A 19,186-nucleotide genomic window follows, 5' to 3' on the forward strand; every position below is an offset into this window, starting at 1 on the left:
ACGGATAAAGTAAAAACGACGCATAGCAGGAGGAAGAGATCGCGGGGGACACGGCACCGCTGCGCGGCTGAAGAAAGCGGCGCACGCAGCCGCGCGCGCCTGAAGCCAGGTGCTGTCGCTTAGTCGGCGGCACGGTTCAGCAGCGCCCGCAGCAGCGCCCGCTGCGATGAGGTTAGTCGCGCCTCGTTCACGCCGCACAACTCGCAGTAACGGCGTACAGTGTTGGCGTTCCAGCACAGCGCGCGCTCATGCCGCATCCGTTGGCGCAGCTGCCGGAACATGCCTTCAATTTCAAAGGTGGAGAGCAGCTGGCGCAGTCCGGTGCTTTTGCCCGGCGTCAGCTGGCGGGAGAGCATCTGGCCGACCGAATGCACATCGGCGTGCAGCAGCGCCACCTCGCGCCCCTGGTAGTCCGGATGAACGCGGCTTTCACCCAGCTGGCGGAAGAAAAGCAGATCCTGATAAAAGCGCGCCTTGCGTTTTTCCACCTGAATAAACAGCGTTTCCGCGCGCTGATGGAAAATAGCGTAGAGCATCATCCAGGCGTACAGCGTTTTCAGCATACCGGTGCCGCGATAGCGGGCGTCGATGCACAGCGAGCCGATTTCAGCGGTTTTTTCCGGCGTGCAGCCGGTCTGGCGTATCACATCGGCAAAGATTTTTTCCGCCGGCAACCCCTGCTCACTCTGCTTGATAAAGCCGATGGTGCCCACTACCTCGCCGGCGATACGCGCGATAAACAGGCGGTTGTCCGGCGAGAAGAACCACGGCGAAAACAGCATATCGCCCTGCTGGCGTGTCACCAGCCCCAGGCGCAGATATTCGGCATGAAGCTTTTGCATACTGGCGAAAAACTCCGGTAGCGTGGCGACCTGACAAATGTCGACCTTATCGGATGAGTGCTGCTGGTTAAAGCGCAGCGTACGGCGTAACCCGGCCTTACACGGCGGCTGAGCGGCAGGCTGAACGGCTGGATGTAACACGATAACTCTCCTTGCTGTGGTGTAAAAATCGCCTGCCGACAGTATTGATCAATAAATTTCTCTAAACAATCATTTCATGAAAAAGTCATAAAATGTGATTGAGACGACGTTTTCATTATGAAACTGCCATCTCCTGATATCCATATTATAAGTGTTGTTGATGATTTGACTTAAGTCACGTTAGCCGGATGCGGGGATGAGGAGGTAGGCGGCGCGCGCAAGCAGAACAGGCCGCCTGCGTAAGGGCGCCGCTTTCTATGAAGAGGGTCACATTTAGCGGTAAAGGAATAAATTATTCATTTAGTTTAAAAAATGAATCATAGAATATTCCTTACTTACGGCGGCTGCCGGCAAGCGGCGCTGACAACGGCGAGGATCTGGCCATGGCGAAAATCACGCAACAGCTTATTGTTTCCATACTGCAGCGGGTGGGCAATCAACCGAATATCCGCCGCTGCGGGCACTGTATGACGCGTCTGCGCCTGACGCTCAATAACTCTGAACTGATTCAGCTGGAGCCGCTGAAAGCGCTGCCGGGCGTGCTGGGAGTGATTAACAGCGACGGGCAGCTGCAGATTGTTCTCGGCCCCGGTAAAGCGCAAACGGCCGCAGAGATGATGAACGCGATGCTGGAATCGCAGGCCGCGCCGCAGCGCATCGGTCAGGCGGCCAGCGAGACGAAGCAAAATATGAAGGCCAGGCAAACCAGCCCGGTACATCAGTTTCTGGCTACGTTCGCCACCATCTTTACGCCGCTGATCCCGGGTTTTATCGCCGCCGGGCTGCTGCTGGGCTTCGCCACCTTGATCGAGCAGGGGCTGCTGGCCAGTGCGACGGAGAAAAGCGCGGCGCTGACGCACCTTGTCGGTTATATGAAGCTGTTCGGTAAGGGGCTGTTTACCTTTCTGCCGATTCTGATTGGCTATAACGCCCAGAAGGCGTTTGGTGGCTCCGGCGTTAACGGCGCCATCATCGCCTCCCTGTTTCTGGTGGGCTATCACCCGCAGGCGACTACCGGCTACTTCTCCGGCATCGAGACCTTTTTTGGCCTGAGCATCGAGCCGCGCGGCAATATCATCGGCGTCCTTATCGCTGCCATCCTGGGGGCATGGATAGAGCGACAGCTGCGCAACATCATTCCCGACAGCCTGGATATGATCCTGACTTCCACGCTGGCGCTGCTGATCACCGGGGCGCTGACCTTTACGCTGATCATGCCGTTCGGCGGCGAGCTGTTTAAAGGCATGTCCTGGCTGTTCCTGCACCTCAACGGCAACCCTTTCGGCTGCGCCGTTCTGGCCGGTCTGTTTCTGATCGCCGTGGTATTTGGCGTGCATCAGGGTTTTATCCCGGTCTATTTCGCGCTGATGGAGGTGCAGGGGTTCAATTCACTTTTCCCGATCCTGGCGATGGCGGGCGGCGGGCAGGTTGGCGCGGCGCTGGCGCTCTATTGTCGCTCCGCGCGCGGCTCGTTGACGCGCAGCCAGGTAAAGGGGGCGATCCTACCCGGCCTGCTGGGCGTAGGGGAGCCGCTGATTTATGCGGTGACGCTGCCGCGCGTGAAGCCTTTTGTCACCGCCTGTATCGGCGGCGCCTGCGGCGGTTTCTTTATCGGCCTGGTGGCCTGGCTCGGCCTGCCGGTCGGGCTTAATACCGTGTTCGGCCCGTCGGGCCTGGTATCGCTGCCGCTGATGACCTCCGGCGCCGGAATTTACGCCGGGATGGCGGTTTATGCCGCAGGAATGATTATCGCCTATGGCACCGGTTTTCTTGTCACCTGGCTGTTCGGTTACAAGGGGGTCGATCTGGGGTAAATGTGGCGCGCCGCCTGCGGCTGACCGGCTATGCCGCCGGTCAGCCGCGCAGGTTAGCGCAGCGCCAGCGCCCGCAGGTCGTTTACCCCTTTCTGGCGCACCAGCAGCGCCAGCAGCACCATGCCTGCCAGCGCCAGCATGCTCGCCAGCACAAAGGCGGAGTGATAGCCGCCGCCGTACTGAATCAAAAAGCCGGTAATGCCCGGCGAGAGAATGCCCGCCAGGTTAGCCAGCAGATGGACAAAGCCGCCGGCGGTGCCGATGCGTCCGGCCGGGACAATATCCTGCAGCAGCGACCAGCACGCCTGCGGCGTCATATAGGCGAAGACGCTGGCCAGCGTAATCAGCGTCACGGCCGCCGTCACGCTCTGACTCCACGCCGTCAGCAGCACGCAGAGCGCGGCGACCGCCAGCCCGACGAAGATCACCAGTTTGCGTGACAGCAAAAAATTCTGCGTGCGACGGTAGAGCAGATCGGAAATCATGCCGCCGCCGAGAAAGCCCACCGTGGCGCCAAGCCACGGCAGAATGCCGATGATGCTCATGCTTTTAATATCGAGATGCTGAAAATCGGTGAGATAGCTCGGTAGCCAGGAGAGGAAAAAGTACTGAATGTAATTAAAGCAGAAAAAGGCGCTGGCGACGCCGATCACCGGCAGTGAAAAAACATAGCGCCACAGGCTGTGGCTATCCTGCTGCGGGGCGACTTCGGCGGCATGGCTGGCGGGGCGCTGACGCATGATCAGCTCGCGCTCCGCCTGGCTGACGCGCGGATGATCTTCAGGCTTATCGCGGAACAGCAGCAGCCAGCAGGCGACCCAGATAAAGCCCAGCGCGGCGATCACCACGAAGGCGATGCGCCAGCCGAACTGCAGCCCGACCAGCCCGACGATCGGGGCGGCAATCGCCGCGCCCAGCGGCTGGCCGGCGTTAGTGAAGCCCACCGCGCGCCCGACTTCCTGTTTCGGGAACCAGTTGGAGATCGATTTGTTGGTGGTCGTGCCCATCGGGCCTTCCCCGATGCCGAACAGCATGCGCACGATCAGCAGATGCGTAAAGCCGGTTACCAGCGCGGTGGCGCCGCAGAACAGCGACCAGACGCCGGCGGCCCAGGCGTAGACGCGGCGCGGGCCGAAGCGATCGGCGCCCCAGCCGCCGATAAAGCAGAACGCACAGTAGCCGATAAAAAAGCAGCTGAACAGGATGCCCATCTGCGCATCGTTGATATCTAAATCTTTTTTGACCAGCGGCGCCATTACCGACAGGGCGGCGCGGTCAAGATAGTTGAGCATGCCGGCGCAGAACAACAACAGCGCGACGACCACGCGATAATTTTTAAACATGGCGAGAGTCTCCTTCGGCATCAAGGCGAATGTGCGACAGGCAGTAGCGATCGATCACTGCGGGATCGGGCTGATAGCCCAGGCCGGGACGGTCGGAGAGGATAAAGCGCACGCTTTTCGGCAGCGTCGGATAGAGATCGGCCTCAAAATCGATACAGGGGATCTCCATTTTGACGCTGTCGGGCAGGGCGGCGACCAGATGCGCGGTCGCCAGCATGCCCGCGCCATAGTAGAAGCAGTGCGGCACCACCTGTACACCGTGCTGCTGCGCCTGCCGGAACACCCGCAGCGCCGCGCTGATGCCGCCGACCTTCGCCACGCTCGGCTGCGCCACATCCACCGCGCCACGCGCTATCAGGCTGATAAAGCCCATATCGCCATCGACATTTTCCCCGGCTGCCAGCGGTACGCCGCTGCGGCGCAGCTGAGCCAGACCCGAATAATCATCTGGCGGCCAGATCGGCTCCTCCAGCCAGCCAAGCTGCAACGGATGCAGTAGCCGCACCTGTTCGGCGGCCTGCTCCGGCGTCCACGGGCAGTTAACATCCACCATTAGCTGCACGCTGGCGGGCAGCGCCTGGCGCGCGGCGTTAATGGCGGCGAACGTGGTTTCGTGCAGCTTCAGGCTGGTGTAGCCCTGCCGGTGCGCGCGCAATACTTGCGTCGCCACCTCTTGCGGATCGTTGTCGTAGCTGACCAGGCTGGCGTAGCGCTCAATCTCCTGCCGCTGCGCGCCCAGCAGCCGCCAGAGCGGCGCCTGTTGCCGCTGGCCGAGCAGATCCCACAGTGCAATATCGAACGCCGACAGCGCGTAGCGCACCGGCCCGCTGCGGCCAAAAGCGTGCAGCGCTTTTTCCGCCTCCTGCATCAGCGCCGCGATCTCATGCTGGTTCGTCGGCAGCGTGCGGTTGAGAAAAAAGGGCGCCGCCAGCGTCCGCAACGCCTGCTCGCTCACCGGATTGGCGAGATGGCCGAAAGCTTCCCCCCAGCCGCACAGGCCGCTGTCGGTTTCCACCTTTACCAGCAGCGCTTCCATGCGGCTAAGCGAAGGCGACGCGGCATTAAAGGTGGTTTCCTGCTGCGCTGGCGGACGGCGATGCGCATCAAAGGGAATAGCGATGCGCACGATCTCTGTTGCGATGATTTTCATGCTGAAAGCCCTATAAGGTGACGCCCGGCGCGTGATCAGGGGTAAGCCGGACAAAAGGCAGGATGATCAGAGTATTAGCGAGTATAAAAAACCGTCTGTGGCGCAACATCGGTCATTAGCCCAGGTTTAAGCGGCTAATTCCCGCCGGATTTGGGCGAAAATCCATAATGCCGCGTGGTCGATCACAAATTGGCCTTATTACGCGTTATCTCTTCTGCAGAATCGCCCGAAAATGAATGCGGGCGTTGGGGCAGGGCTGCAAGGTGGGTGTTGGGCCGGCGTGACGGTAGTTAGCTTTAGGGAATGGATTGGAAGCCAGCCAATATATGATGCTAAGTTAGCCACCATTACGGAACGGCTTTTAAGGAGAACCCATGACTGGACAGCAAGCCCCTCAGCTGGAGACGGAACGCTTAATACTCAAGCCGTTTACGCCTGATGATTTCGCGGCACTTAAAACCTGCTGGGCAGACCCGGAGATGCTCAAGTTAAATGGCGGAGAGCATCCCACATCAGAAGCGATATGGACCCGTTTACTGCGCTATATCGGACACTGGCAGGTGTTAGGCTATGGCTACTGGGCCGTTTTTGAAAAAGCGACCAATCGTTATGTCGGTTCGTTTGGTTTTCAGGATGCGCACCGCGACATTACGCCCGCGTTACCCTACCCGGAGGCGGGATGGACGCTTATCGCTGAAGCGCGCGGCAAAGGTTATGCGACTGAAGGCGTGGCCGCAATTTTACAATGGGCCGACCGTACATTCACTTCCCCGGTATGCTGCATTATTGATGAAGAAAACCAGCGATCCCGTTTTTTAGCTGAGCGCTTCGGTTTCCGGTTCCAGCATTATGTTTCCTACCGCGGCAAGGAGGTGTGTTTGCTGGTACGCCCGTCAGCCTTTGGCTCGCTCTGATAAAGAGGCTATATGCAGAGGCAGAAAAAAGCGGCCCTGCTTATGGCAGAACGGGGCGGCATTGGCGATTGCGGGCAAGGGGGATAGGTGGCGGAAGATCACAGGAGTCGAACCTGCCCGGGACCGCTGGCGGCCCCAACCGGATTTGAAGTCCGGCCGCCTCACCGGAGACGACGATCTTCCATAAGGTGAGGCGCAGAGTATAGCACCGGCTTCGCTGGGATACAGCCCTCCCTGATGCGGTGGTTAACGGCCTGGCTTTCGACCAACGCTGCGCGCGACGCCTGCCGCATCCGCTTAGCTCAACACCTCGCCGCTCTGCTGGCGATACTCCTTCGGCGTGGTGGCGTAGCTTTTCTTAAACACCGAATAGAAATATTGCAGCGACGGGTAGCCGCACATCTGCGAAATCTCATTGATCGGCATGGAAGAGGAGATCAGCAACATACGCGCCCGCTCCAGCTTTTCGCTGTGGATCATGGTGTGGATGGTCTCACCGGTTTCATCCTTAAAGCGCTTTTCCAGGTTAGAGCGCGACATGCCGATGGCATCCAGCACCTGCTCCACTTTAATGCCTTTGCAGGCGTTGCAGCGGATATAGTGCATCGCCTGAATTACCGCCGGATCGTGCAGCGAGCGATAGTCGGTAGAGCGCCGGGCGATCACTTTTATCGGCGGCACCAGAATACGCTGCAGCGGCAGCGGCTGGCGATCCAGCAGGCGATGCAGCAGCTTGGCCGCCTGATAGCCCATCTGGCGCGTGCCCTGCGCCACCGATGAAAGCGCAACGCGCGACAGGTAACGCGTTAGCTCTTCGTTATCAATGCCGATAACGCACAGCTTTTCCGGCACCGGAATATTTAAATGTTCGCACACCTGCAGCAGATGACGGGCGCGCGCGTCGGTCACGGCGATAATCCCGGTCTGCGGCGGCAGGGTCTGTAACCAGTCGGCAAGCCGGTTTTGCGCATGCTGCCAGTTGGCGGGCGCGGTCTCCATGCCCTGATAGATCACCCCCTGATAGCGCTCCTTCGCCACCCGCTGCCGAAAGGCGTATTCACGCTCCTGTGCCCAGCGTTTGCCGCAGGAGGCGGGCAGGCCGTAAAAGGCGAAGCGGTTGACGCCTTTCTCCTTAAGGTGCAGAAAAGCGCTTTCCACCAGCGCAGCGTTATCGGTGGCGATATAGTGAACCGGAGGATAATCCTCCGGCTGATGGTAAGAGCCGCCGACGCCGACAATCGGCACATCCACGTTTTTCAGCAGCGCTTCGATCTCTTTATCGTCATAGTCGGCGATCACACCGTCGCCAAGGCATTCGCGGATATTGTCGATGCGGCAGCGAAAATCCTCCTCGATAAAGATGTCCCAGTCAGTTTGCGACGCCTGCAGGTATTCGCCGACGCCCTCCACCACCTGACGATCGTAGACTTTGTTGGCGTTAAACAGCAGGCTGATGCGAAAGCGTTTCTCAAACATGATCACTCCCGGTTTTTATTCTGCTTCCTGATTACCACAGCGGAACCGGCAGCAGAAAAAAATTGGCGAGCCCTGTGATCTGCTTCGACCATTACGCACGTCGCCGGGTGGCGGAATCCATCCAGACCGCCAGCAGCAGAATGGCGCCCTTGACGATGTACTGCCAGAAGGTCGGCACATCCATCATGCTCATGCCGTTATCCAGCGAAGCCATAATAAAGGCCCCCATCACCGCGCCCGCCACCGAACCGATGCCGCCCGCCAGGCTGGTGCCGCCGATCACGCAGGCGGCGATGGCATCCAGCTCGGCGATATTGCCGGCGGAGGGAGAGCCGGCGCCGAGACGGGAGCTGAGGATCAATCCGGCAACCGCCACCAGCAGGCCGTTAATCGCGAACACCGCCAGCTTGGTGCGCGCCACGTTGATGCCGGAGAGCCGCGCGGCGTCAAGGTTGCCGCCGATAGCGTAGATACGGCGGCCAAAGGCGGTGCGCGTGGCCATAAACATGCCCGCCAGCAGCAGCAGCGCGAGGATCAGCACCGGCGTCGGTACGCCGCGATAATCGTTTAGCAGCCAGATAGCGCCCAGTACCAGCAGAGCGGTAATCGCCTGACGCGACACCGCGCTGCGCGCCGGCGGCTGCGACAGCCCCATCTGCTGACGACGCAGCCGCAGCCGCCACTGCCAGATGATAAACAGGCCCAACCCGATCACGCCGAAGCCAAAACCGATGCCGTCAGGCAGGTAGCTTTGACCAATCTGCGACATCGCCGGGCTGGTCGGCGCAACGGTGGTGCCGTTGGTGATGCCAACCAGCACGCCGCGAAAAGCGAGCATCCCGGCGAGGGTGACGATAAACGAGGGGACTTTGCGGTAGGCCACCCACCAGCCGTTCCACGCGCCCAGCAGCAGGCCGAGCGCCAGCGTTACCACGATGGTCAGCGGCAGCGGCCAGCCCAGCCAGACATCGAAAATCGCCGCCGCGCCGCCCAGCAGGCCCATCATCGAGCCGACCGACAGATCGATCTCCGCCGAGATAATTACGAACACCATCCCCACCGCCAGAATGCCGGTGATCGCTGTCTGGCGCAGCAGGTTGGAGACATTGCGCGCGCTGAGATAGGCGCCGTCGGTCATCCAGGTGAAAAAGAGCATAATCAACAGGATCGCGGCCAGCATGACCAGCACCTGCAGGTTAAGCAGGCGCAGTTTGCCCGGCGCGCCGCCGCCGCTGGCGGGCAGCATAGCGGTATTGGTCTTAAGCATAATGTTCACTCCGCAGCGCCGCTTCCATTACCTGCTCCTGCGTCAGGTTATGGTTCGGCAAGTCAGCTTTGATTTGGCCTTCGTGCATTACCAGCACGCGATCGCTCAGCCCCAGCACTTCCGGCAGCTCGGAGGAGATCACGATAATGGCGATGCCCTGTTGCACCAGTTGATGGATCAGCTTGTAGATCTCCACGCGGGCGCCGATATCGATGCCGCGCGTCGGTTCGTCGAGGATCAGCACCTGCGGATTCAGCAGCAGGCATTTGGCGATCACCGCCTTCTGCTGATTACCGCCGCTGAGACGGCCAACCGCCAGCTCCGGCGAGGCAGTTTTCACTCGCAGCTGGCGGATAGCGTCATTGATGGCGACCTGCTCGCGCGCCTCGTCCAGCACTGAGAGCGGGCCGCTGAACTGGCTGAGCGCCGCCAGGGTGATATTTTTGCCGACGCCCAGCAGCGGCACGATGCCATCCTTTTTACGATCTTCTGGCACCATGGCGATGCCGTGGCGAATCGCCTGCTGGCAATCCCAGCGGCGCGGGTTAACGCGATGGCCCTGAATCACCACCTCGCCTTCCCAGCGTCCCGGCCAGAGGCCGGTCAGACACTGTACGGTCTCGGTACGGCCCGCGCCCACCAGCCCGGCGATGCCGAGGATTTCGCCGCGCCGCAGCGTAAAAGAGACATTGTTCATCCGCCGCAGATGACGGTTCACCGGATGCCAGGCGGTCAGCTTCTCTACCCGCAGGATCGTTTCACCCTGTTGATGCGGCTCGCGCGGATAGAGCGCGGTCAGCTCACGTCCAACCATCATTGTGATGATGTCATCTTCGCTCAGCCCGCCCGCCGGACAGGTATCGATATGTTTGCCATCGCGGATCACGCAGATGGTGTCAGAAATCGCTTTTACTTCGTTCAGCTTGTGCGAGATATAGACGCAGGCGATGCCGTGATCGCGCAGATCCTTGACGATCTCCAGCAGCACGCCCGTCTCCTGTTCGGTAAGCGAAGAGGTCGGCTCATCCAGGATCAGCAGCCGCACCTGCTTGTTCAGCGCGCGGGCGATCTCCACCAGCTGCTGCTGGCCGATGCCCAGCTCGCCGACGCGCGTGTGGGGCGAGATATCCAGCTTCACCTGCTGCAGCAAACGCTGGCAGCGTAGCGCCATGGTTTCGTCGTCGACCATGCCGCCGCGAGTGATTTCACTGCCGAGAAAGATGTTTTCCAGCACCGTCAGCTGCCGCACCAGCGCCAGCTCCTGATGGATAATGACGATACCCTTGCGCTCCGTATCGCGGATGGTGGCGGCGTGCAGCGGCTCGCCGGCGAACAGGATTTCTCCTTCGTAGTCGCCGGTCGGATAGAGCCCGCACAGTACTTTCATCAGCGTCGATTTGCCGGAGCCGTTTTCGCCGCACAGCGACACCACTTCGCCCGCCTCAAGGCGCAGCGAAATATCATCCACCGCCTTCACATTGCCGAAGCGCTTGGTGATATTTTTCATTTCCAGCAGCGTCGTCATCACATTCCTCCACTGTTTGCCTGCCATGCGTCGGCAGGATGGTTGGCTTTTTCGCCGCGCCGCAAGCCGCGCCCGGCGGATGCTCGCCGCCGCGCCATCCGTGGCCGGGTTGTCTGCGTGGCAAAGGCGTCGCCAGTATGCGCGAACTCAGAGGTCGCTTTTTTTGTGGAAGCCGTCGGCGACGACGGTGCTGTCGATGTTGCTCTTATCGACCGGGATCGGCGTCAGCAGCCAGGAGGGCACCGCTTTTTTGCCGTTATTGAGGGTGGCGTTGGACTGGGGTTGCTTGCCGTCGCCCAGCTCGACGGCGATTTTCGCCGCTTCATCCGCCAGTTTGCTGATCGGTTTATACACCGTCATGGTTTGCGTGCCGTTTTCGATGCGCTTGATCGCCGCGAGGTCCGCATCCTGCCCGGAGATCGCCACTTTGCCCGCCAGCCCCTGCGCGGAGAGCGCCTGAATCGCGCCGCCGGCGGTGGCGTCGTTAGACGCGACGACCGCGTCGATATGGTTATTGTTGGCGGTCAGGGCGTTCTCCATGATTTTCAACGCGTTTTCCGGCAGCCAGGCGTCAACCCACTGATCGCCCACCACCTTGATTTTGCCCTGGTCGATCAGCGGTTTAAGCACTTTCATCTGCCCGTCGCGGAACAGGCGGGCGTTATTGTCCACCGGCGAGCCGCCCATCAGAAAATAATTGCCCTGCGGCACCTGCTTAACCAGGCTCTGGGCCTGAAGTTCGCCCACTTTTTCATTATCGAAGGAGATATAAAAATCGATGTCAGCGTTATTTATCATGCGATCGTAGGCCAGTACTTTAATACCTTCCTGTTTCGCTTCGGCAATCACATTACTTAATACCTGGCCGTTATAGGGAATAATCACCAGCACATCCACGCCGCGGTTAATCATATTTTCGATTTGCGACATCTGAGTTTCTTCATTGCCGTTGGCGGACTGCACAAATACGCTGGCGCCCAGCGCCTCTGCTTTTTTGACGAAAATATCGCGATCTTTTTGCCAGCGCTCAAGGCGCAGATCGTCAATTGCCATGCCGATCTTCACCTCTTTCGCCGCGCCGCCCTGACTAAACAGCGCCAGCGCCGCGCAGGCGGCCAGTAAAGTGTGTTTCATTTTCATCATCGTTACCCTGTAGGTTGAGGTCATTTTTATCGGAGCGTTCCTGAACGGGCTGATGAATTCTTGACCTGAGAGCCAGGTTTCTTCAATTACAGATTTTTATCCCGGCGTTACGTTTTTTGGTTTATTGCTGATTTTATGATGGCGATCGATTTTTTAAGGAATGTGCGGCGGAAAGACCCTTTATTTTGCGTGGCGATACGAAAAATGGGGAACGGAATGGCTTATTTTGCGACACGACGCACAGTTAATAATTATCTTAATTGCGGTGTGAAATAACGTAATTGAGCGACGCCGGAGCGCTTACCAGAATAGACACCTGTTCGCTGACCATTTCCGGTCGACGTGTTAAGGAGTGAAAGATGCAGGCATATTTTGATCAGATCGAGCGCGTTAGCTATCAGGGGCCGGACAGCAGCGATCCGCTGGCGTTTCGTCACTATAATCCCGATGAAATCGTGTTGGGCAAGCGCATGGAGGACCACCTGCGTTTCGCCGCCTGCTACTGGCATACCTTCTGCTGGACCGGCGTGGATATGTTCGGCGTCGGCGCCTTCGACCGGCCCTGGCAAAAGGCGGGCGACGCGCTGGAGATGGCGAAGCGCAAAGCGGATGTCGCCTTTGAGTTTTTCTACAAGCTGAACGTGCCGTTTTACTGCTTCCACGATGTGGACGTCTCGCCGGAAGGGGAGTCGCTGAAAAGCTATCAACACAACCTGGCGCTGATGACCGAAGTGCTGCAGCAGAAACAGCAGCAGACCGGCGTGAAGCTGCTGTGGGGCACCGCCAACTGCTTTACCCATCCACGCTATGGCGCCGGCGCCGCCACCAACCCCGATCCGGAAGTGTTCGCCTGGGCGGCGAGCCAGGTGTGCAGCGCGATGCAGGCAACCCATCAGCTCGGCGGCGAAAACTACGTACTGTGGGGCGGCCGCGAAGGCTACGAAACCCTGCTGAACACCGATCTGCGCCAGGAGCGCGAGCAGCTTGGCCGCTTTATGCAGATGGTGGTGGAGCATAAACATAAAACCGGCTTCCAGGGCACGCTGCTGATCGAGCCGAAGCCACAGGAGCCGACCAAACATCAGTATGATTACGACGTGGCGACGGTCTACGGCTTTCTGAAGCAGTTTGGGCTGGAAAAAGAGATTAAAGTGAACGTCGAGGCGAACCATGCAACGCTGGCGGGCCACAGCTTTCATCATGAGATCGCCACGGCCATCGCGCTGGGCATCTTCGGCTCGGTGGACGCCAACCGCGGCGATCCGCAGCTGGGCTGGGATACCGATCAGTTCCCTGTCAGCGTGGAAGAGAACGCGCTGGTGATGTATGAGATTGTGAAGGCGGGCGGGTTTACCACCGGCGGCCTGAACTTTGATGCCAAAGTGCGCCGTCAAAGCACCGACAAATACGATCTCTTTTACGGCCATATCGGCGCGATGGATACCATGGCGCTGGCGCTGAAAGTGGCGGCACGCATGATGGAAGCGGGCGAGCTGGACCGCCGTGTGGCGCAGCGTTACAGCGGCTGGAATGCCGAGCTGGGGCAGCAGATCCTGCAGGGCGAAATGTCGCTGTCGGCGCTGGCGTCCCATGCGTTAGCGCATCAGTTCAATCCGCAGCACCAGAGCGGGCGTCAGGAACAGCTGGAGAATCTGGTAAACAGCTGGCTGTACCGTGGATAAACCAACAGGAGCCGGAGCATGGTTATCGGTATCGATTTAGGCACCTCCGGCGTTAAGGTGGTGCTGCTGAACGCCGCAGGTGAGGTCATCGCCAGCCAGACGGAGAAGCTGACGGTTTCGCGCCCGCAGCCGCTATGGAGCGAGCAGGCGCCGGAAAGCTGGTGGCAGGCGGCCGACCACGCGCTGCAGGCGCTGCGTCAGCAGCACGATCTCAGCCAGGTCAGGGCGATCGGCCTGACCGGGCAGATGCATGGCGCAACGCTGCTGGATGCGGAATATCAACCGCTGCGCCCGGCGATGTTATGGAACGACGGCCGCAGCCTTGCGCAGTGTCAGCAGCTGGAGGAGACGCTACCGCAGGCGCGGCGCATTACCGGCAACCTGATGATGCCGGGGTTCACCGCGCCGAAGCTGCTATGGGTGCGGCAGCATGAGCCGGACATTTTCGCGCGCATCGCTAAGGTGCTGCTGCCGAAAGATTATCTGCGCTGGCGGCTGACCGGCGACTTCGCCAGCGATATGTCCGACGCGGCGGGCACGCTCTGGCTGGATGTGGCGAACCGCTGCTGGAGCGATGCGCTGCTGGAGGCATGTGGGCTGACCCAGGCGCAAATGCCGACGCTGTACGAAGGTAACCAGATCACCGGTTACCTGCAGCCGGCGCTGGCGCAGCGCTGGGGCATGGAAAGCGTGCCGGTGGTGGCGGGCGGCGGCGATAATGCCGCAGGCGCGGTAGGCACCGGCATGATCAATGCCGGGCAAGGTATGCTCTCGCTCGGCACCTCCGGCGTCTATTTTGTGGTGAGCGACGGCTTTCTGGCGAACCCGGAAAGCGCGGTTCACAGCTTCTGCCATGCGCTGCCGAACCGCTGGCATCTGATGTCGGTGATGCTCAGCGCGGCGGCCTGCCTGGACTGGGCAGCGGCGTTGACCGGCTGCGCCGACGTGCCTGACTTGCTGGCCGAGGCGGAGCGCGCGCGCGATGACGTACCGCCGCTGTTCTTTTTGCCCTACCTTTCCGGCGAACGCACGCCGCACAATAATCCGCAGGCGAAAGGGGTCTTTTTCGGCATGACGCACCAGCATGGCCGCCCCGAACTGGCGCTGGCGGTGCTGGAAGGGGTGGGATATGCGCTGGCGGAGGGCATGGATGCGGTACACGCCTGCGGCATTAAGCCGGAAAGCGTGACGCTGATCGGCGGCGGCGCGCGCAGCCCGTTCTGGCGGCAGCTGCTGGCGGATATCAGCGGTCAGACCCTGGACTACTGCCACGGCGGCGATGTCGGCCCGGCGCTTGGTGCCGCCCGGCTGGCGCAGCTGGCGCTGCAGCCCGCTACGCCGCCAGAGGCCCTGCTGCCTACGCTGCCGCTGGAACAGCGGCATCAGCCGGAGGCGCAGCGCCATCAGCGCTATCAGCCGCGGCGCGCGCTGTTCGCCAGGCTTTATCAGCAGTTGGCCCCGCTGATGGCGACCGATTCCCTGTAAAAAACGGCGCCGGGCTGCGTGCAGGCGCAGCTTATCGCTCCGATGCCGCGCTTATCGCTCCGATGTCGCGCTTAACGCACCCGACGCCGGTATCTCTGATGCGGCGCTAACGCACCCGATACCGTCCGTCGGGGCGGTGCAGCCCCGATGCCGCGCTTAACTCACCAGATGACGTCTGTCGAGCCGGCGCAGTCCCAGCGCCAGCAACAGGCTGCCCGCCAGCGTTACGCTGAAAATCAGCGCGATATCCAGCAGCGGTCGCTGGGTATGATCGAGATGATGGGTGCGCATAAAGTGGATAAACAGCGCGTGGAAGCCGTAAATCGGCAGCGAATTGCGGGAGATCAGCGCCAGCCCCGGCAGCGGCTGGTTGAGGCAGTTTTTAAACCAGACGAACAGGCTGAGCGCGCCGATAAACACCAGTGGGCCGCAGTAGAGATACCAGAGGTCGGAGAACGCGCCGTTGACGTGCAGCTCCTTTTGGGTCCCCAGTGAGATGCCCGCCACGCAGGCGATAAACAGCAGCGCCGCCAGCCAGCTGACGCCGCGTCTTTCGGTGTTCATGGTGCCCAGGGCGCGGCCCAGCAGAGCATAGAGCAGATAGTAAATGCTTTCGCCGCTGATATAGAGATTAACCGGCAGCCACTGAAAGCGGCCGGTCGACTGATCGGCGGTATGAGGGTTGGCGATCACCGCCATCACCAGCACCAGCGCGACGATATAGCCTGCCGTGGTTGCTTTCACCTGAATCAGCGGCGAAAAGAGGTAGATAGTGATGATGGCGAAGAAAAACCACAGGTGATAGAACACCGGCTTCTGCAGCAGGTGCAGCAGCGACAGCTTTTCGCTGATCGGCGTCAGCGAGGTAATGTAGAGCAGCGCCACCACGCTGTAAAACAGCAGGCACAGCACGATACGCAGAAAATGGCGCGGCTGCGCGCTGCGTTCGCCGAAAAACAGGTAGCCGGAGATCATAAAGAACAGCGGCACGCAGACGCGCGACGCAGAGTTAAGCAGGTTCGCCAGATCCCAGGCGGATTCCGCCACCCGATCGCTGTTGGTGATATACCAGGTGGTGGTATGGATCACAATCACCATTAAACAGGCGACGGCGCGTAAATTGTCTATCCAGCCAATCTTTTGCAGAGACATTTTTTCCTCATATCGCTTGCACTTACGTTTATGAGGGTAGCCAGGCGGCTGCGCTTCAACAACCTCGCTCCGCCAGGAATCGGATTTGCCTTCTTTTGACGCCGCCGCCTCAACCCTTTCCAAACAAAGCGCGCGGGCAGGCGCGATCTCGGGCTGCATAACCGCCGGTCAAAGGGTATACTGACGCACACTTTTTTAATCCACCCGTATCGCGTGCGAATTCAACATGCAAAAGTTTGATACCAAGACCTTTCAGGGCCTGATCCTGACCTTGCAGGATTACTGGGCGCGTCAGGGCTGCACCATCGTTCAACCACTGGACATGGAAGTCGGCGCTGGCACTTCTCACCCGATGACCTGCCTGCGGGCGCTGGGTCCGGAGCCGATCGCCGCCGCTTATGTGCAGCCTTCACGCCGTCCTACCGATGGCCGCTACGGGGAAAACCCGAACCGCTTGCAGCACTACTACCAGTTCCAGGTGATCATTAAGCCGTCGCCGGAGAATATTCAGGAGCTGTATCTCGGCTCGCTGAAAGAGCTGGGCCTGGATCCTGGCGTTCACGATATCCGCTTTGTCGAAGATAACTGGGAGAACCCGACGCTGGGCGCCTGGGGTCTCGGCTGGGAAGTCTGGCTGAACGGCATGGAAGTGACGCAGTTTACCTACTTCCAGCAGGTCGGCGGCCTGGAGTGCAAGCCGGTGACCGGCGAAATCACCTACGGCCTGGAGCGTCTGGCGATGTATATCCAGGGCGTCGACAGCGTCTACGATCTGGTCTGGAGCGATGGCCCGCTGGGTAAAACCACCTACGGCGACGTGTTCCACCAGAACGAAGTGGAGCAGTCCACCTACAACTTCGAATATGCCGACGTGGATTTCCTTTTCACCTGCTTCGAGCAGTATGAAAAAGAGGCCCAGATGCTGCTGGCGCTGGAAAAACCGCTGCCGCTGCCGGCCTATGAGCGCATCCTTAAAGCGGCGCACAGCTTTAACCTGCTGGACGCGCGCAAGGCGATCTCGGTGACAGAACGTCAGCGCTACATTCTGCGCATCCGCACCCTGACCAAAGCCGTGGCTGAAGCTTATTACGCCTCCCGCGAGGCGCTGGGCTTCCCGATGTGCAATAACAACAAATAAGAGGCAGCCATGACTGAAAAAACTTTTCTGGTGGAAATCGGCACCGAAGAGCTGCCGCCGAAAGCATTGCGCAACCTGGCGGAATCTTTCGCCGCGCAGGTCACCGCCGAGCTGGACAATGCGGGCCTCGCGCATGGCGAAGTAAGCTGGTACGCCGCGCCGCGCCGTCTGGCGCTGAAAGTTGCCAGCCTGAGCGCCGCGCAGCCGGATCGCGAAGTTGAGAAACGCGGCCCGGCGATCGCCGCCGCCTTTGACGCCAGCGGCGCGCCGACCAAAGCGGCCGAAGGCTGGGCACGCGGCTGCGGCATCACCGTCGATCAGGCCGAGCGCCTGAAAACCGACAAGGGCGAATGGCTGATGTACCGCGCCCATGTGCAGGGCGAAAGCGCGCAGGCGCTGCTGCCGGCGATGATCGCCAACGCGCTGGCGAAGCTGCCGGTGCCGAAGCTGATGCGCTGGGGCGACAGCGACGTGCAGTTCGTGCGTCCGGTGCATACCGTCACCCTGCTGCTGGGCGACGAGCTGATCCCCGCCACTATTCTGGGCATCCCATCGGGCCGCACGCTGCGTGGCCACCGCTTTATGGGCGAGCCGGAAATCACCATCGATAATGCCGACCAGTATCCGCAGATCCTGGAAACGCACGGCAAAGTGATGGCCGATTACGACGCGCGCAAAGCCAAAATTAAAGCTGACGCGGAAGCGGCGGCGCGCCAGATCGGCGGCAACGCGGATCTGAGCGACAGCCTGCTGGAAGAGGTCACCTCGCTGGTGGAGTGGCCGGTCGTGCTGACCGCGACCTTCGAAGAGAAATTCCTCGCGGTGCCGGCGGAAGCGCTGGTCTACACCATGAAGGGCGACCAGAAATATTTCCCGGTCTACGATAACGACGGCAAACTGCTGCCGCACTTTATCTTTGTCGCCAATATCGAATCGCGCGATCCGAAGCAGATCATCTCCGGCAACGAGAAGGTGGTGCGTCCGCGTCTGGCTGACGCCGAGTTCTTCTTTAATACCGACCGCAAAAAGCGTCTGGAAGATAACCTGCCGCGTCTGGAAACCGTGCTGTTCCAGCAACAGCTCGGCACCCTGCGCGACAAAACCGATCGCATTCAGGCGCTGGCGGGCTGGATCGCCGGCCAAATCGGCGCGGACGTCAACCTGGCGACCCGTGCGGGCCTGCTCTCCAAGTGCGATCTGATGACCAACATGGTGTTTGAGTTCACCGACACCCAGGGCGTGATGGGCATGCATTACGCGCGTCACGACGGCGAAGCGGAAGAGGTCGCTGTCGCGCTGAACGAGCAGTATCAGCCGCGTTTCGCCGGCGACGATCTGCCTGCCAGCCCGGTCGCCTGCGCGCTGGCGATCGCCGACAAAATGGATACCCTGGCGGGCATCTTCGGCATCGGTCAGCATCCGAAAGGGGATAAAGACCCGTTCGCGCTGCGCCGCGCCGCGCTGGGCGTGCTGCGCATCATCGTGGAAAAACGTCTGCCGCTCGATCTGCAAACCCTGACCGAAGAGGCGGTGCGTCTCTACGGCAGCAAGCTGACCAACGCGAAGGTGGTGGATGAGGTGATCGACTTTATGCTGGGCCGCTTCCGCGCCTGGTATCAGGAAGAGGGCCACAGCGTCGACACCATTCAGGCGGTGCTGGCACGTCGTCCAACCCGTCCGGCTGATTTCGATGCGCGCATGAAGGCAGTTTCGCACTTCCGCACGCTGGAGGAGGCCGCCGCGCTGGCCGCCGCCAACAAGCGCGTCTCCAACATTCTGGCAAAAGCGACCGAGCCGCTGAACGATCGCGTGCAGGCGTCGCTGCTGAAAGAAAACGAAGAGATCAAGCTGGCCACCTTCGTCACCGCGCTGGAGAGCAAGCTGCAGCCGTGGTTCGCGGAAGGTCGCTATCAGGATGCGCTGATCGAGCTGGCGCAGCTGCGCGAAGCGGTGGATAACTTCTTCGATAAAGTGATGGTCAACGCGGACGATCAGGCGGTGCGCATTAACCGACTGACGCTGCTGGCCAAACTGCGCGCGCTGTTCCTGCAGGTGGCGGATATCTCGCTGCTGCAGTAAGCCTGGCGGCGGAGCTTTTCCGCCGTCGCGCCTTC

The 19,186-nt window shown here is 60.4% G+C and carries 14 protein-coding genes and 1 tRNA gene; 6 read left to right on the forward strand and 9 right to left on the reverse strand.

Features of this window, described 5'->3' with window-relative positions:
• Positions 1-119 precede the first annotated feature (119 nt).
• Positions 120-983: a GNAT family N-acetyltransferase gene (locus C2E15_RS00625; RefSeq protein WP_104955690.1), complete on the reverse strand. Its 864-nt coding sequence runs from the start codon at positions 981-983 to the stop codon at positions 120-122.
• Positions 984-1,366: 383 nt separating this feature from the next.
• Between C2E15_RS00625 and murP the strand changes: the two genes are divergently transcribed.
• Positions 1,367-2,797 (forward strand): PTS N-acetylmuramic acid transporter subunit IIBC, encoded by a 1,431-nt coding sequence (murP, locus tag C2E15_RS00630; protein ID WP_104955691.1) that lies wholly within the window; start codon positions 1,367-1,369, stop codon positions 2,795-2,797.
• 53 nt (positions 2,798-2,850) lie between these two features.
• Here murP and C2E15_RS00635 read toward each other — a convergent pair whose 3' ends face one another.
• Both C2E15_RS00635 and C2E15_RS00640 read right to left on the reverse strand, forming a co-directional pair.
• Complete coding sequence (locus C2E15_RS00635) at positions 2,851-4,140, reverse strand: MFS transporter (RefSeq protein ID WP_104955692.1); 1,290 nt, start codon at positions 4,138-4,140, stop codon at positions 2,851-2,853.
• Positions 4,133-5,290, reverse strand: coding sequence for a mandelate racemase/muconate lactonizing enzyme family protein (locus C2E15_RS00640; protein WP_104955693.1), 1,158 nt, complete (start codon positions 5,288-5,290; stop codon positions 4,133-4,135). Before C2E15_RS00640 ends, C2E15_RS00635 begins: the two co-directional genes overlap by 8 nt.
• 374 nt (positions 5,291-5,664) lie before the next feature.
• On the opposite strand from C2E15_RS00640, the gene C2E15_RS00645 reads away from it, so the two are divergent.
• The gene (locus C2E15_RS00645) at positions 5,665-6,204 is read left to right on the forward strand and encodes a GNAT family N-acetyltransferase (protein WP_104955694.1); all 540 of its coding nucleotides are present in this window, start codon (positions 5,665-5,667) and stop codon (positions 6,202-6,204) included.
• Between the two features lie 88 nt (positions 6,205-6,292).
• On the opposite strand, the gene C2E15_RS00650 is transcribed toward C2E15_RS00645, so the two are convergent.
• From C2E15_RS00650 to xylF, 5 genes are all read right to left on the reverse strand, one after another.
• Positions 6,293-6,387: transfer RNA gene (locus C2E15_RS00650), tRNA-Sec, on the reverse strand.
• 114 nt (positions 6,388-6,501) lie between these two features.
• Entirely contained in the window at positions 6,502-7,680 is a 1,179-nt protein-coding gene (gene xylR / locus C2E15_RS00655; RefSeq protein ID WP_104955695.1) for a D-xylose utilization transcriptional activator XylR, read from the reverse strand.
• A 91-nt stretch (positions 7,681-7,771) separates the two neighbouring features.
• On the reverse strand, positions 7,772-8,926 hold the full coding sequence (gene xylH, locus C2E15_RS00660; RefSeq protein ID WP_373996399.1) for a xylose ABC transporter permease XylH: 1,155 nt from the start codon (positions 8,924-8,926) through the stop codon (positions 7,772-7,774).
• A gap of 13 nt (positions 8,927-8,939) precedes the next feature.
• Positions 8,940-10,472, reverse strand: a complete 1,533-nt coding sequence (locus C2E15_RS00665) for a xylose ABC transporter ATP-binding protein (RefSeq protein ID WP_104955696.1) — start codon at positions 10,470-10,472, stop codon at positions 8,940-8,942.
• Positions 10,473-10,619: 147 nt separating this feature from the next.
• Positions 10,620-11,612: a D-xylose ABC transporter substrate-binding protein gene (gene xylF, locus C2E15_RS00670; RefSeq protein WP_104959031.1), complete on the reverse strand. Its 993-nt coding sequence runs from the start codon at positions 11,610-11,612 to the stop codon at positions 10,620-10,622.
• Positions 11,613-11,974: 362 nt separating this feature from the next.
• Here xylF and xylA point away from each other — a divergent pair, with 362 nt between their 5' ends.
• Both xylA and xylB read left to right on the forward strand, forming a co-directional pair.
• Positions 11,975-13,297, forward strand: coding sequence for a xylose isomerase (gene xylA, locus C2E15_RS00675; RefSeq protein WP_104955697.1), 1,323 nt, complete (start codon positions 11,975-11,977; stop codon positions 13,295-13,297).
• 18 nt (positions 13,298-13,315) lie between these two features.
• Entirely contained in the window at positions 13,316-14,782 is a 1,467-nt protein-coding gene (xylB, locus tag C2E15_RS00680) for a xylulokinase (protein WP_104955698.1), read from the forward strand.
• 156 nt (positions 14,783-14,938) lie between these two features.
• On the opposite strand, the gene C2E15_RS00685 is transcribed toward xylB, so the two are convergent.
• The gene (locus tag C2E15_RS00685) at positions 14,939-15,934 is read right to left on the reverse strand and encodes an acyltransferase (protein WP_104959032.1); all 996 of its coding nucleotides are present in this window, start codon (positions 15,932-15,934) and stop codon (positions 14,939-14,941) included.
• A gap of 226 nt (positions 15,935-16,160) precedes the next feature.
• Between C2E15_RS00685 and glyQ the strand changes: the two genes are divergently transcribed.
• Positions 16,161-17,072 (forward strand): glycine--tRNA ligase subunit alpha, encoded by a 912-nt coding sequence (gene glyQ, locus C2E15_RS00690; RefSeq protein ID WP_104955699.1) that lies wholly within the window; start codon positions 16,161-16,163, stop codon positions 17,070-17,072.
• Positions 17,073-17,081: 9 nt separating this feature from the next.
• Complete coding sequence (gene glyS / locus C2E15_RS00695) at positions 17,082-19,151, forward strand: glycine--tRNA ligase subunit beta (RefSeq protein WP_104955700.1); 2,070 nt, start codon at positions 17,082-17,084, stop codon at positions 19,149-19,151.
• The last annotated feature ends 35 nt before the right edge of the window (positions 19,152-19,186 follow it).

It is taken from the genome of Mixta gaviniae, assembly GCF_002953195.1.
GTDB classification, from domain to species: domain Bacteria; phylum Pseudomonadota; class Gammaproteobacteria; order Enterobacterales; family Enterobacteriaceae; genus Mixta; species Mixta gaviniae.

Excerpts from the sequence above, each read along its gene's own strand:
- murP (WP_104955691.1), top strand. The coding sequence starts at position 1,367 with ATGGCGAAAATCACGCAACAGCTTATTGTTTCCATACTGCAGCGGGTG.
- C2E15_RS00635 (WP_104955692.1), bottom strand. The coding sequence starts at position 4,140 with ATGTTTAAAAATTATCGCGTGGTCGTCGCGCTGTTGTTGTTCTGCGCC.
- C2E15_RS00640 (WP_104955693.1), bottom strand. The coding sequence starts at position 5,290 with ATGAAAATCATCGCAACAGAGATCGTGCGCATCGCTATTCCCTTTGAT.
- C2E15_RS00645 (WP_104955694.1), top strand. The coding sequence starts at position 5,665 with ATGACTGGACAGCAAGCCCCTCAGCTGGAGACGGAACGCTTAATACTC.
- xylR (WP_104955695.1), bottom strand. The coding sequence starts at position 7,680 with ATGTTTGAGAAACGCTTTCGCATCAGCCTGCTGTTTAACGCCAACAAA.
- xylH (WP_373996399.1), bottom strand. The coding sequence starts at position 8,926 with ATGCTGCCCGCCAGCGGCGGCGGCGCGCCGGGCAAACTGCGCCTGCTT.
- C2E15_RS00665 (WP_104955696.1), bottom strand. The coding sequence starts at position 10,472 with ATGACGACGCTGCTGGAAATGAAAAATATCACCAAGCGCTTCGGCAAT.
- xylF (WP_104959031.1), bottom strand. The coding sequence starts at position 11,612 with ATGAAAATGAAACACACTTTACTGGCCGCCTGCGCGGCGCTGGCGCTG.
- xylA (WP_104955697.1), top strand. The coding sequence starts at position 11,975 with ATGCAGGCATATTTTGATCAGATCGAGCGCGTTAGCTATCAGGGGCCG.
- xylB (WP_104955698.1), top strand. The coding sequence starts at position 13,316 with ATGGTTATCGGTATCGATTTAGGCACCTCCGGCGTTAAGGTGGTGCTG.
- C2E15_RS00685 (WP_104959032.1), bottom strand. The coding sequence starts at position 15,934 with ATGTCTCTGCAAAAGATTGGCTGGATAGACAATTTACGCGCCGTCGCC.
- glyQ (WP_104955699.1), top strand. The coding sequence starts at position 16,161 with ATGCAAAAGTTTGATACCAAGACCTTTCAGGGCCTGATCCTGACCTTG.
- glyS (WP_104955700.1), top strand. The coding sequence starts at position 17,082 with ATGACTGAAAAAACTTTTCTGGTGGAAATCGGCACCGAAGAGCTGCCG.